Source organism: Paenibacillus marchantiophytorum, from assembly GCF_014640555.1.
Lineage (GTDB): Bacteria > Bacillota > Bacilli > Paenibacillales > NBRC-103111 > Paenibacillus_E > Paenibacillus_E marchantiophytorum.
The window spans coordinates 57,531-70,622 of record NZ_BMHE01000009.1; the positions used below are offsets into that span (position 1 = coordinate 57,531).

11 protein-coding genes are annotated in these 13,092 nt (G+C 44.8%); 3 read left to right on the forward strand and 8 right to left on the reverse strand.

Features of this window, described 5'->3' with window-relative positions; translation table 11 throughout:
• Positions 1-148 precede the first annotated feature (148 nt).
• Positions 149-4,075, reverse strand: coding sequence for an FG-GAP-like repeat-containing protein (locus tag IEY34_RS11340; RefSeq protein ID WP_229757604.1), 3,927 nt, complete (start codon positions 4,073-4,075; stop codon positions 149-151).
• 233 nt (positions 4,076-4,308) lie between these two features.
• On the opposite strand from IEY34_RS11340, the gene IEY34_RS11345 reads away from it, so the two are divergent.
• Both IEY34_RS11345 and IEY34_RS11350 read left to right on the forward strand, forming a co-directional pair.
• A complete protein-coding gene (locus IEY34_RS11345) occupies positions 4,309-5,148 on the forward strand; it encodes an SPFH domain-containing protein (RefSeq protein WP_189011460.1) in 840 nt (279 codons plus the stop codon).
• Positions 5,149-5,159: 11 nt separating this feature from the next.
• The gene (locus tag IEY34_RS11350) at positions 5,160-5,354 is read left to right on the forward strand and encodes a type II toxin-antitoxin system antitoxin (RefSeq protein ID WP_189011462.1); all 195 of its coding nucleotides are present in this window, start codon (positions 5,160-5,162) and stop codon (positions 5,352-5,354) included.
• Positions 5,355-5,451: 97 nt separating this feature from the next.
• Here the strand turns inward: IEY34_RS11350 and IEY34_RS11355 are convergent, their stop codons facing one another.
• The 4 genes from IEY34_RS11355 to IEY34_RS11370 are packed head-to-tail and all read right to left on the reverse strand — an operon-like array spanning position 5,452 to position 8,596.
• Positions 5,452-6,681, reverse strand: a complete 1,230-nt coding sequence (locus tag IEY34_RS11355) for a hypothetical protein (protein ID WP_189011464.1) — start codon at positions 6,679-6,681, stop codon at positions 5,452-5,454.
• Positions 6,682-6,693: 12 nt separating this feature from the next.
• The gene (locus IEY34_RS11360; protein ID WP_189011466.1) at positions 6,694-7,527 is read right to left on the reverse strand and encodes a hypothetical protein; all 834 of its coding nucleotides are present in this window, start codon (positions 7,525-7,527) and stop codon (positions 6,694-6,696) included.
• The gene (locus tag IEY34_RS11365) at positions 7,524-8,213 is read right to left on the reverse strand and encodes an ABC transporter ATP-binding protein (protein ID WP_189011468.1); all 690 of its coding nucleotides are present in this window, start codon (positions 8,211-8,213) and stop codon (positions 7,524-7,526) included. Before IEY34_RS11365 ends, IEY34_RS11360 begins: the two co-directional genes overlap by 4 nt.
• Positions 8,210-8,596, reverse strand: coding sequence for a GntR family transcriptional regulator (locus tag IEY34_RS11370; RefSeq protein ID WP_189011470.1), 387 nt, complete (start codon positions 8,594-8,596; stop codon positions 8,210-8,212). Before IEY34_RS11370 ends, IEY34_RS11365 begins: the two co-directional genes overlap by 4 nt.
• Before the next feature lie 194 nt (positions 8,597-8,790).
• Between IEY34_RS11370 and IEY34_RS11375 the strand changes: the two genes are divergently transcribed.
• Positions 8,791-10,056: a DUF2515 family protein gene (locus tag IEY34_RS11375; RefSeq protein ID WP_189011472.1), complete on the forward strand. Its 1,266-nt coding sequence runs from the start codon at positions 8,791-8,793 to the stop codon at positions 10,054-10,056.
• Positions 10,057-10,089: 33 nt separating this feature from the next.
• Here IEY34_RS11375 and IEY34_RS11380 read toward each other — a convergent pair whose 3' ends face one another.
• Genes IEY34_RS11380 through IEY34_RS11390 form a run of 3 tightly spaced genes read right to left on the reverse strand, consistent with a single transcriptional unit; the run spans position 10,090 to position 13,069 of the window.
• Positions 10,090-11,778: a putative polysaccharide biosynthesis protein gene (locus IEY34_RS11380; protein ID WP_189011474.1), complete on the reverse strand. Its 1,689-nt coding sequence runs from the start codon at positions 11,776-11,778 to the stop codon at positions 10,090-10,092.
• A gap of 27 nt (positions 11,779-11,805) precedes the next feature.
• Entirely contained in the window at positions 11,806-12,285 is a 480-nt protein-coding gene (locus tag IEY34_RS11385; protein ID WP_189011476.1) for a DUF456 domain-containing protein, read from the reverse strand.
• A 40-nt stretch (positions 12,286-12,325) separates the two neighbouring features.
• A complete protein-coding gene (locus tag IEY34_RS11390) occupies positions 12,326-13,069 on the reverse strand; it encodes a Cof-type HAD-IIB family hydrolase (protein ID WP_189011478.1) in 744 nt (247 codons plus the stop codon).
• Between the last annotated feature and the right edge of the window lie 23 nt (positions 13,070-13,092).

The following is a 13,092-nucleotide window of genomic DNA, read 5'->3' on the forward strand; positions in this document are numbered from 1 at the left end:
TGTAGCCTTTAGCATGCCCCAAAAGTCAGATCAAGTCAATGATTCAGGAAATAAAGTTCGTTAGTCAATGTCCAGTATTTATCCCTTCAGAAGGCGCTTCGCCGTCCCATTAAAAGCCGGGGAATAGTCCGCGGCTCTCTTTATGTGATTACTTATTAATCAACTTTGCTTGCTGTAACAATCTTGTTACAACTGCAGCTGTTTGTGCACGTGTTAGGTGACTTGCTGCTGTAAGTTGTTGATTATCGCCTTGCATGATATTGTTGATGACCATAAGTGCTACGGCTCTCTTCGCCCAACCAGAAACTTGTTGACTGTCCTCAAACGGACTTAATGCAGTATTCGCCTCGGCATCTGTTACGGTCGATGCAAGCGAAGTGATCGCCATCGCTCTAGATAAGATCACAGCGGCTTCTTGCCTTGTAATCGTCTGATACGGTCTGAACGTATTATCCTCATAACCTTGAACAAGTTGATACGTTAAAGCCGCTTGTACAACAGATGCATACCAATCTGAGGACTTCACATCCTGTGGCAAGTTGATTTGCCCCACTGACTTCAAGCCCAATGCTCTAACAACAATCGCGAGAAACTCTGCACGGTTGACATCTTGATCAGGTTGAAAGGATGTTGTTGTAACACCATCAACAATGAGGCGTGAAGCCATGTTATTGACGTCATTTTGACTCCAATGCCCTTGCACATCGGCGAATTTCTTCGAGTTCCATAAAATCGAATAGGTACTATTCGTTAAGCTATTCAATACGGCATGTGGTTTGCCGTCTTTTGTAAAGACATTTGTTGGTATATGGGATATTGTTCCATCTCCATTTAATACAACACCAGTTGTTATTTGAGTGGAATCGATTAAATTCGGCAATACAATCTCACGTGACACATAATGATCGAATTGATCGATCTTAATGGTACGATCCCCATACGTAGCATTAATTTCAAAATTAATCGCTGGAGCAACCAAAGTCACATTTTGGTTAGCAGCGGCAGAATCAAGCGATTTCTTACTTTCAGCAGAAGGTTTTCCCATTCGAATGCTTAACTTAATGTCTTCTAGATTCACGTTATTGCCAAACTGAGACACGATTTGATCAATTTTCAGCTGATTCGATTGGATGGTATAAATCGCATCATTGGTACGGATTTCAATAACTGTATTTGTCTTCTCCAATGATTTAATCATTTTACCGTTCAATTCTGTCTGGATTACATCTGATTTAGAAGTTACTGGAATAAGGAGTGTTTGATTGTTTTTACCTTCCAGTACAGCAATCAATTTCTCAGCATCTATGGACACAATCGTCGTCGATTGTCCTCCAACAACAACTTCTTTCAACGTCGTCAAGTTATCTAGCTTTACACCATCCAATATAATAGGGTTGCCTGGTTGTATGGCTGATGATCCACTTTCCGAATTCGAGGATGAACGATCTTCTTTTTCAATTTGGAGCACTGCCGTTGAAGGAGTACCGATGACCGCATCTGCCGAAGGAGCACTTATTTGAACATTCAACGATTTATTGCCCGCGACTATATGATTGTTCACGATCGGTATCATAAAAAATTGGCTAGTCTCACCATCTTGGAACTGTAACGTACCCGTAGTTGCCGTATAATCGACACCAGCTATAGCAGTTCCATCCGAAGTCGCATATACAACACTTGTTACGCCTGTACTACTGCCTTCCCTACTAACAGTAACCTTCGCGCTGCCGCTATTCTCTTTAGCACTATAGGTTGTTGCAGCCAGCTTCACTTTCCATTTAGGAGGGAAGCTTTTGATAATCGTGACATTGCCGGCAAAGTCGTTTGCCGTTGCTAGATCATCTTTACCATCGTTATTAAAATCGCCAGCCGCAACCGACCGAGGCGCAACATCGGTACTATAACTATTTTCCAAGCTAAAACTGCCCGTACCATCGCCCATAAATACAGATATTGACTGTAATAAAGCAGGAACTGCAATATCCAACTTCTCATCCCCGTTATAATCACCAACGGCTAATGAATAAACCTGATTCGGCAATGAAGAAATCGCTTCATCTCGGAATGTGCCCGTTTGATCACCAAAGAGAATATGAAGTGAATATTCTGACGGACCATTATTAGCAACCGCTATATCAGCCCATCCATCACGATTAAAATCACCTGTAGCAAGCTCACTTGGCTCGCTGATGCCCCCATATTCGCCACCAGAGGTAAACGTCCCATCCCCTTGTCCATGCAAAATATATACTTTCTTCGTTCCCTTGTTAGCTATAGCTAGATCGATCTTGTCATCATCATTAAAATAACCCGAAACGATGGAATTGGGCGAGGCGATTCGATTATCAGCTGGTTGATCCTCCAACTCAAATTCCCCTTTGCCGTCTCCAAGCATCACACTTAATTGGTTGGATCCTGTATGGGCTACGGCTAGATCAGGATTATTGTCCCCATTAAAATCAGCAACAGTAATTGTTCTAGCTTTAGAATTAGGTACGATGCTAGAATCAAATTTTTTGCTAATAAATGATCCTGTCCCATCGTTTAATAAACGTGTTATGGTATTATCACCCGAATTAGCAATGACCAGATCTGGTTTACCATCGTGGTTAAGGTCAGCTGACAATAGTTGAACAGGCTTACTCCCAACTGCATACTTAATGGCGGCTGCAAACTGACCTTTTCCATTACCTCGCATGATGGACACATTATTAGAATTATAATTTGCCGTTGCTATATCCAAATTACCATCTCCGTCAAAGTCGAAACTTGTAACTGACAATGGTAGACTGCCACTAACATCATAATTAACGGATGCAAGTAAAGTTCCGTCTCCTCTACCCAGTAAAATGGCAGCAAAATTGATATTATTACCAAACTCATCATAATTTGTAGCTATTACATCCATTTTATTATCAGAATTGAAATCAGCAATAACTACTTGAGAGAAAGAACCTTGTACAATATATCGATCTGCAGCTTGCAATGATAACCTTGATCCTACGCTATCATTTAATAAAATGGATACTTGAGTTGCCTCCGAACAACCAACGGCCAGATCAAGATCACCATCACCGTCTAGATCAGCGAGTGCAAGCGAGTAGGGATCATCGAGAGCAGGTACGTATGAATTTGAACAGCTAGCCTTAAATTTAACGGCAGGTGCAAAGAAACCGTGTCCGTCACCTTGAAGAATAGAGATTCCAGCCGAATCTCCAGTAGTAACCACAACAATATCCGCATGACCATCCCCATTCATATCTCCAATAACAGATGTTTTGGGGTTATTCCCTACAGGATATTCAGCAGTTAACATTCCCCTCAAGTTCCCATCATTTGTTAAAACAGAGACTTTCCCAGCTCCGCTATGGGTAACAATAAAATCTAAGCTGCCATCCCCGTTAATGTCACCCGCAGTAATAGAACTAGGCTTATATCCTACTCGAATCGGGATCGGCTCACTAAATGCAAGCGTCCCATCGGATTCTGGAGGTTTACCAAGCAGCAATACAATATGATATTCATTTGTACTAGAGTCACCGTTAGATACAGCCAAATCCATAATCGAATCTTTGTTGAAATCCCCTATCGTTACTGAATTAGGCGTAAATGTTTTGTATTCAGCACTATTGATATAGACATTATAGTTTACTGTGGACTTAAACTCCCCGCCTGCTTGACCTATCAATACAGAAACCGTACTAGAATTACTATCACTATCTCCATCCCCACTGTTAGCTGTTACAATATCTACGATATTGTCCCCATTCAGATCGCCAACAGCTACATCACTGGGATTAATACCAACCGGAAATTGTTTCTCCTGATAATGACCAGCACGATCATTAAGTAGGATAGAAATCTGGTTCTCATACGAGTTCGCAGTTACTAGATCAGGTAGTCCATCTTGATTAAAATCACCAACAGCGGTCGCATTAGGCTGAGAGCCTAATCTGAAATTCTCAGCTCTTTCAAAGTTTGATATGCCTAATGCGGTAGTAGGTAGAATAAGTACAAATAAACATAAACTTACAACAATTAATTTCAATCTCCTAAAACTAACTTTCTTCGACATAATTCTCAAAATATCCAACTCCCTTACATATTTCGACACGTTTACTAGTGCAAACATACCATAAAATATTCCAGTTGATCAATATAAATATAGTCACCAATCTGACTCTATGCAGCATTAAGAACACAATATAAATCCTCTAGAGTATGCGCTTGCCATATTTACATTTAAAGGAATAAGTGATATCATTTAAATATCAAAACAATATGTGAATTAAGAGAGGTTGTTGCCCGATGAAAGAAACAAGCGCTTGGTCTATCAATGGATTTCTAGGATTATTATTATTTGTTATTGGTGCTGGAGTCGGTGTTCTGCTTCTTACGCAAGAATACTTTGCATTCGGCGTTATTTTGATCGTGATAGGCATTATTTTCGTTTCAAATATCACCGCCGTTCAGCCCAACGAAGCCTCAGTCATCAATTTCTTCGGCAGTTACAAGGGCACGATTCGCACGAGCGGACTTTGGCTGATCATCCCCTTCTCTACACGCAAGAAGATTTCATTGCGCGTGCGTAACTTTAACAGCGTTAAGTTGAAAGTAAATGATATTGAAGGAAATCCGATCGAAATTGCAGCTGTCGTTGTTTTTAAAGTCGTCGACACATACAAAGCTCTATTCGATGTAGACAGCTATGAGAAATTCGTTGAAATTCAAAGCGAAACCGCACTGCGTCATGTCGCCAGCAAATATCCCTACGACCGCTTCGATGGCGAAGGCTACTCCCTCAGAGGCAATGCCGATGAAGTAGCCGCTGAGCTCAGCCTTGAATTACAGCATCGCCTATCTGTTGCCGGTGTTGAGGTTATTGAATCCCGTTTAACCCATCTGGCTTATTCCACAGAGATTGCCAGCGCTATGCTTCAGCGTCAACAGGCGTCTGCTATCTTGTCTGCTCGCCAAACCATTGTCGATGGTGCCGTCGGCATGGTTCAAATGGCTATTGCTCGCTTGGAAGCAGAAGGCCTCCATTTGGACGAAGAAAGAAAAGCGGCTATGATTAACAATTTGCTCGTTGCAATTGTATCTGACCGCTCAGCGAGCCCGGTCATCAATACCGGTTCGTTGTATTAACGGGATGCTTTATGGCACCTAAGAAAAACTTCGCACTCCGCCTCGATCCCAAGCTCTATGAGGCTTTGGAGCGTTGGGCAGAGGATGAATTCCGCAGCGTGAACAGTCACATCGAATACGTCCTGCGCGAAGCTCTTCATCGAACAGGACGCTTGCCCAAACCTGGTCCGGCACAGCCCGTTTCAGATCCCGACCAACAGCAATGAATCTCTCCGTTGTTTCTACCTATCCCCAGCAGGGCATCAACACAAAACAGAGGCCGCTCACAAGGTATTTAACCTTTTGAGGCAGCCTCTTCTTTCTTTATTCTTTAACGGTTATGTCAGAAAACGCCAGTTTGTCCACTTTCACCATATCCTTACGCTCAATTACACCTTGGTAAATTGTCTTCTTGGTCGCCAAATCAACAATCGCAATAGCAGGATTCTGCTTCCCGAACATCAGCATATACAAGCGGTTATTGACAATTTGAAATATCCCCGTCCGTCCCCACTCACTTTGCAAGGACTGGAGATCCAGGATCACATCACTATTCACTTTATTATCGGAGATGCTGTAGCTAAGGACTTCTGATGGGCCTGATTCTGAAAACAGGTTGAAATACAAATTATCCCCCGCCTGACGGATGATTAAATCATCACCGCTTTTCATCAAAAGTTTCTGAATAGACTCATTTTGAATTTTGGTCAGTTGACCTTTCCAAATATCATAAGCAAATATCTCATGATTCAGCAGTTCGTCATTTCTTGTATCCGGCCTATGATCTTTGACATCTTTCAAGGCATAAGTCATTTGATCAAAAATGATATATCCACTCGCGCTCAGTGGCTGAGTTCCCCACACATTATAAACAATCGTTCTAAGCTTCGCATCCTGCTTGGCACCTGTCTCAATGCGCTCATGCGCCGCAATGCTTCGCTTGTCGAGATCGATGGTATACAGATGATACTCTGTACTTGCAAACTCCGTTTCACTGTGGAACTTAGGTTGGTAAGCCACAACCACCTTCATCGTCCGCTCTTTCACTTGAACGTCTGTGACACTTATGGACTCATCCTTGTTTTTCTTGATTTGTACTTTGAAATCCGCGCTTTGCTTTTTCTGTCCTTTTTCATATAGAGCAATATTCAGAATATCGGATTGCTCTTTCTCTAGACCAAACGGTGACTCTGAGCCAGCATAACCAATGACCTTATCATCCTCAAAAAAGGCATTCACATCCCGCTTCCCTCGCATGAAAGAACGATGCTGTTCCCGCAGGGCAGTCAAATCATCCAAGAAGTAAGTACTGGAATCCAACGTTTGCCAATACGTTTGATGATCACTGGGATAATAACTACCTTTCGTTGAGACCGAAATCGCTTCAACTTCATAACTGCCTTGAACAACGACTTTTGCCGCGTCTTCTTCCTGACCAGCGATCGTTTTCAAATAATACTCAGGTTTTGGCGATTGAGCTTCTGCCACATAGTAATAACCCATAGAACACACAGAAAAAACAATCAATACAATAAGCAGCCAGTAACGTTTCATGCTGTACCTCCTTTAAACCGTAACTTTTTTGCGTAATAAATAGGAACTAAACCACAACGAAAGAGCTGTGATGCCGATGCCCACAATCGTTTGAAACAGCAGAACTTCGCTTGGATACAAGTGTTCATCAACCCAATTGTTAGGAAGGAGAAACGGCAATAGGATTATAATAACAGTTGCTCCTGAGTAAACAATACCCGCCGCGATTCCTTTCCATCGATAGCTGCGTTCCAACAAAATGCTCGTAAACACCACGGCAACTCCCATCAAGCCAGCTCCGTAGTACAGAATAAACTCCGTGAAATACGTTGGTAGTACCATATGCAACAACGTATTGTTTCTAATAACATCAACGACCGATGTGACTTGTCTCAAGTCCAGTGGAATCATGCGATTGAACAGCGCAAGCTCCATCGGAAGCAGGATAAATTGTAGGGCAACGATTCCCCAGACGAATAAGATCAGGGCACTCAATTTAGCCAAATAGACATTCATTCTGGATGTAGGGAGCATAAGCAGCCTATACGCAAACGTATTTTTGCCAAGCCACTCTTTGTACCATATCCAAAAGATATATAGCAGAAGTGTAACGGCACACACCGCAATCGAGCCTTCGAACCAGAGGGATTGGAAGTTGCTGACCATTTTGGCCGGACCAAACTGTGCCACATACTGGGTCACCGATAAGGATCGGAGCCGCATGATTTCTTGCGCATTGTTCATATAGGAATTCGCATTCGACCATATCCCGACAAATTGGGCAACCAGCGTGATTAAAGCCAGAACACCATAAATTTTGCTAAAACGTAAGATTTCCCAGTTCAGCAGTTTCCTGTAGCGGCTCATCGACTATACACCTCTCTCATGACATCCACAACGGATTTACCTTCTGTCAAGCGCATATCCTCTGTGTCAAACTGCTTCATGACGCGGCCCTCATCGAGCAGAACAACCTGATCAATCAAATGTTCGATATCATGGATTTCATGCGTCGTGATCAGAACACCGCGATCCTCAATCAGATGACTGGTAAAAACGCTGGCAATCAATTCTCGGCTAAACATATCGATACCAGAAAACGGTTCGTCCATGAGCAGATAATCCGCATCGAGCGAGAGTCCGAGCAGCAAATTGGCTTTCGCTGAATTTCCTTTGGACAAACTGCCAATTCGCTCGTCGGCTTTCAATTTGAAAAAAGTGAGCAGTTCCTCTGCCCTTTGTTGGTTCCAAGTCGTGTAGAAATCCTGCATAAAGTGCATAGCTTCTTCAATTTTCAATTGCGGAGGCATCGTCAACGTGTCCGGTATGAAAACAACCTTCTCGTAGGTATGTTTGTCCACAGGCTTACCGTCGATCCGGATTTGACCGCTTTGGATCGGTGTCAGCCCCATAATAGCTTTCATAATCGTCGATTTTCCGACGCCGTTAATCCCGATCAGGCAAGTAATTTGCCCTTTCTTTGCCGTGAAAGAAACTTCATCAAGCACTCTTTTACGTCCGTAAGTCTTTCCTATTCGATCTACTTCAATCACTCGGTATCCCTCCCTGTGCGCTCAGATTCATACTTCTCTTTGACAAAGCGCAAAAGTTCATCGGTTGGCAGCTCCATTTTACGGATCGATTGCACGAAGACCTCCACAGCCTCTCTGATTAGCTCCTCGCGAATCGAGTTCAAGATATGTGCATCAGTCGTAATTCGGCTGGGAGAATTACCTTCGGTAGTAATCAATTTTTGTTCCTCCATCTCTTTGTAAGCTTTCTGCGCGGTATTGGGGTTGATCTGAAACATCCCTGCCAATTCACGTCTCGAAGGAATTTCCTTGCCTGCAGCAAGCTTCCCTGTTGCGATCTCTTCTTTGAAATATCTGACCACCTGCAGATACACCGGATCGCGGTTGTTAAATGAAAGGTTCATCTATCCATCTCCTTGCTTGCGCCCAGTCTCTCTTTGATAGTGTATTACTCGATTAATACACCTTGAAGTGTACTATACACGTAATACAGCAAATGTGTCAAGCGATCCCTTGCAAACCTACACATAGCAGAAGCAATTTGGGTGAAACATATAAAGAGACAACGGGCTTCAAGAGAGATTCGGGAGGTGAAACAGTGGGAGGAACATCAAAACAGAGGAAGTGGAAGGATACAGCGCTTTGGGCCAAAATAAAGCAATTTCCTCATCAGCTATGGCACTTCATCGAGCTGCACTCGAAAGAAAAGCCTTCGTTTTTTCAGCCTGTACCGGTATCCAAAAATACCGCTGAGCGACTGGCTTCTGAATGGACGAAGCAGCTTGAACTCACACAAGGTGGTGTAGTAAGCAGGCAGGCTGTTCAGGAAGAAAGGCAGCTCTTACAGCAGATACGGACGATTACGGAACAAAAAAACAGAAATAATGTGACGCGAACCGAAGCCTATTGGCACATTTATGCCGAGAATCCGGAGCTCCACTGGGCACTCCTCGCTCACATGGTTTCCCGCAATGGCGGTTGGTGCATGACGGATTTGCAAGGGGATATGCTGCCGCGCTTGCTCCCTGCTAAGCTTGCTGACAGTTTGTTTGCGTTCTTGGAACGAGCCAACAGCTTAATTTTCCACGATGCTTACCCGCAGCTGCTTCTGTATCAAGAAAGCAAAAAGAGAAACAAGCCTTTGTTCCATCTTCTCGCTGCGCTGGGAGTTTCCTCATGGATGCTGCCGGTTTGGGAGGAATTTTGGCGCAGCCATGATGCTGCCGTCCTCACCATTTCGCTCATTGTTAACGAGCAAAATTTCATCGAACAACGTATCGTTCAGAATGAGTTTTATCAAGAAACAGTACTAGATCAGCTGCTTTTCAAAAGCCAAGCCTTTCTGCAACTAAACCAAGTCGCCTTTCCTTTTAAGCTGCTGTCTGCTAATAAACCGGGAAATCCCTGGCATTTTGCCGGTCTGATTCTGGAGCATTTTGCACATCTCTCAGAGCGCATTGAGTTTGGGAAAAGCTTATACGCCATTATGTACGGTGTGCCCGAAGTCCTACAAGGCGTAGTCAGGTTCGCTTCCTCTACACCTCATACAGGATCACGTGCCGACTATTGGCCTGAGCACTACTCCCCCATAGCAAAAACCTCCCCTGATACGAAGTATCAGAGGAGGTTGGATGGTTCAGCATGGAAAGCGGATGCCGTACCGCTGTATAGTCCGCCGCTTGCTCAAGCGTGGCCAGATAGGCTTTTGGCGCCAGTAGAGCCTGGCGACTGGTTCACGGATGTGTCGAAGCCGCTATCCCATTTGACGGCCATTCCCGTTCCAGTACCATTTGATATGACGAACGAAATATTTGGTGGGCTTAATAAATTAGAGCTGGCTATATGTGCTAAGGAATTGCTGTAGTTGTAAGACAAAGCTATGTGCGCTTAGGATCGCCTAGGAGCGTTTCAAAACCTTGCCAGCCTTAGCGATAAGCTTCTGAACAGGTGCAGGGAAGTTCTTCACGTCGTCCTTCGCAACAACACGCGTTGCCATCAACAAAACGGGATACAAGGCAGCTGTGAAGCCACAGACGAGCACAGCATTAATGCCTTCGTTCAAACGATACCAGCTTGTTGGCTGAATATAGGTATGGGTGAGCCATTCTGCCGCATAGCCAAGAATAACCATAACCAGAATAGTGACGAACAAGCCGATGAATCGTCTACCTAAGATTGTAAACTTGACTTCCTTGCGTAAAGTTCGCAAATTAAGCCATGACATCGCGATAAAGCAAAGGCCTGTCGAAATGATAATTCCATAAATACCAAGCCATGGAGCAAGCAAGAAACTTCCAGCAAGCTTAACCGCAATACCCGCGCCAACATGAAGCATTAGCGGCTTCATTCGGCCCATCCCCATCAGGACGGCGCCTGAAGTTTGCATCACAATTTGAAACATAGCGCCTAAAGTGAGCAGAGAGATCATGTAGGGTCCATGGCTCATGCCATATGCCGTATCCTCATGTCCGAATATGAAAAAGTCCAGTGGGCGAGCAGCAATTGCGATCACAAGCACAGCAGGCAATCCAGATAAAATGGACAGTTGCAGCACCCTCGTCGTCTGGTGGCCAACTTGCTTCAAATCTTTGCGAGAATACGCCGCTGAGATGATAGGTACAACCGATTGACTCAAGGCTATGGCCAAAATGATCGGGATACCTGCCAACGATTGGGCCCGTCCACCAATAATACCAACCAAGCCAAGCGCTTCGCTGCGGCCAATCGCCCCCTCTAAGAGGGGGATAATGATCGATGTGTCAATGGCATAAACCAGTGTCACCGTTACCGAGAAAATAACAATTGGAATCGAAAGTTTAAGTAAGCTGCGGTAAATATCCCGATATCTCGCCGGGGCTTGTTGGGAGGCGCTGCTCCCCGCTGCCGCCGTTTGGTTAACCGCAGCTTGAGTCGCGCCGCCTTTCAGCGACTGCGCATCTCTGCGCTTCATTTTCCACGCATAATACAGCATGACGGCAAGGGCTGCTATACCACCCATCACTCCGCCGAAAGAAGCGCCCGCAACTCCCCAACCTAAACTGATATTTAAAAGTAGAAATGCAAGTCCAATGGATGTAACCAACCTGAATACTTGTTCCACGACCTGAGACACCCCGTTAGGCATCATGTTCTGTCTGCCCTGGAAATATCCTCGCATGATAGCTATAAGCGGGAAGAACAACATCGCCGGCGCTATCGCACGGGTAGCTAGTGTTGCATCAGGACCTCCATGCGAAATTCGTTCCGCATAAATAGGAGCAAAGAAATACAGCACAACCGTCATCAGAACGCCCGCTGCAATCGCAAACCAAATGGCTGCGCGATAGATCCGTTCTGCTTCCGCAGGCCTGCCAATGGCATACTTCTCGGACACCATCTTGCTTAGCGCGCTTGGAATACCAGCTGTTGCGACAACAAGCAGGATGGAGTACAAATTGAAAGCAATGGAATAACTGCCCATGCCACCCTCATGCAGCAAATGCACCAGCGGAATCCGCTGAAAAACGCCGAGAAACCGCGCTACGAGCGCGGCCACGGTGAGAATGAGCGTCCCTTTTACAAGAGAATCTTTGGTTTCCTTCGTCAAGTCCGTTCCTTCTCTCTCATTCTGTAATCAAAAAACCCAAATCAAGAAAACAATAATCATAGCCAATTGCAGGACAATTTTCACCACACTGCTAGCGAAGAAACCGACGACAGAGCCGACGCCGGCGCTGACCGCCTTTTTCCAATTGGTCCCTATGATGATCTCGCCAATGACTGCCCCGATGAAAGGGCCAATGATCAAACCGAATGCCTGGAACACAAAAGGCCCAACGATCAGTCCGATGGTACTACCGATAATCGCGGCCTTGGAACCGCCAAATTTCTTGACGCCAAGCGCGCTTACCGCGTAATCCGCCACCAATATGATCACAACAATAATGGTCTGAATAATCCAGAAAAAAACAGTGAAAGGCTCAAAACTAATTAACCAGCCATAGAGAAAAAATGCCCCATAGATGGCTAAGACGCCAGGTAAAACCGGATAAACCGCGCCAATCATCCCGACAACAAATAAAATAATAACTAAACTCCAGCCTAAAGCGATCAAGGTCAGGACCTCCATTCATTCTTTGAGGCATTAAACATGCTTAATCTTGCAGCATATACGTACGAATGACCTTCGCAACCGCATGTTCCTCGTTCGTCACGGTCGTTACATCCGCAATGCGCTTCACTTCGTCCTGAGCGTTCCCCATGGCGACGCCTAGACCTGCCTCACGAATCATCGTGATGTCATTCTCGCTATCGCCCATCGCAATGACTTCGGACATTTGAATGCCGAGCAGCTGACATACCATCTCAACACCGCTTGCCTTGCTAATGCCGCGTGGATTTAACTCAATATTGCTTGGATGCGAGTTCGTAATCTCAAGAATTCCCCAGTTTTCGACGATACCGCGAATTCGCTGCAATTTCTCTGGATTTTCCGTATAGAATCCGAACTTTAACCAAGCTTGTCCCTCAATGTCCAATTGCTCGCTTTCGCGATTAAAGACGCCTTGATCCACAGAATAAGCCCACCACCAGCAGTCGTGTTCTTGAGCCAGTGTATGCAAATTACGCACTGTTTCTGTGGCCAGCAGGGTCCTTTTATGCAGCTTCGTCGGTGACTCCCATACTTCGCTGCCATTGACTACGACAAGAGGCGTGTTAAGCCCCAGCTCTTCAATATAGGGCATTGCGCTAATAGCCCCGCGGCCTGTAGACATAATTACAGTCTTACCCAAAGCAGTCGCCTGTTGAATCGCTTCACGATTCTCATCCGAGATCTTCTTATCCTCGTTCAGCAGTGTGCCGTCCATATCAAGAGCAATTAATTTGTAAGTTCCCACGTTCATCCATCCCCTGTCTTTAC

What these genes read in the sequence shown, in the direction of transcription:
- IEY34_RS11340 (WP_229757604.1), bottom strand. Translation starts at nt 4,075, where the DNA reads ATGTCGAAGAAAGTTAGTTTTAGGAGATTGAAATTAATTGTTGTAAGT.
- IEY34_RS11345 (WP_189011460.1), top strand. Translation starts at nt 4,309, where the DNA reads ATGAAAGAAACAAGCGCTTGGTCTATCAATGGATTTCTAGGATTATTA.
- IEY34_RS11350 (WP_189011462.1), top strand. Translation starts at nt 5,160, where the DNA reads ATGGCACCTAAGAAAAACTTCGCACTCCGCCTCGATCCCAAGCTCTAT.
- IEY34_RS11355 (WP_189011464.1), bottom strand. Translation starts at nt 6,681, where the DNA reads ATGAAACGTTACTGGCTGCTTATTGTATTGATTGTTTTTTCTGTGTGT.
- IEY34_RS11360 (WP_189011466.1), bottom strand. Translation starts at nt 7,527, where the DNA reads ATGAGCCGCTACAGGAAACTGCTGAACTGGGAAATCTTACGTTTTAGC.
- IEY34_RS11370 (WP_189011470.1), bottom strand. Translation starts at nt 8,596, where the DNA reads ATGAACCTTTCATTTAACAACCGCGATCCGGTGTATCTGCAGGTGGTC.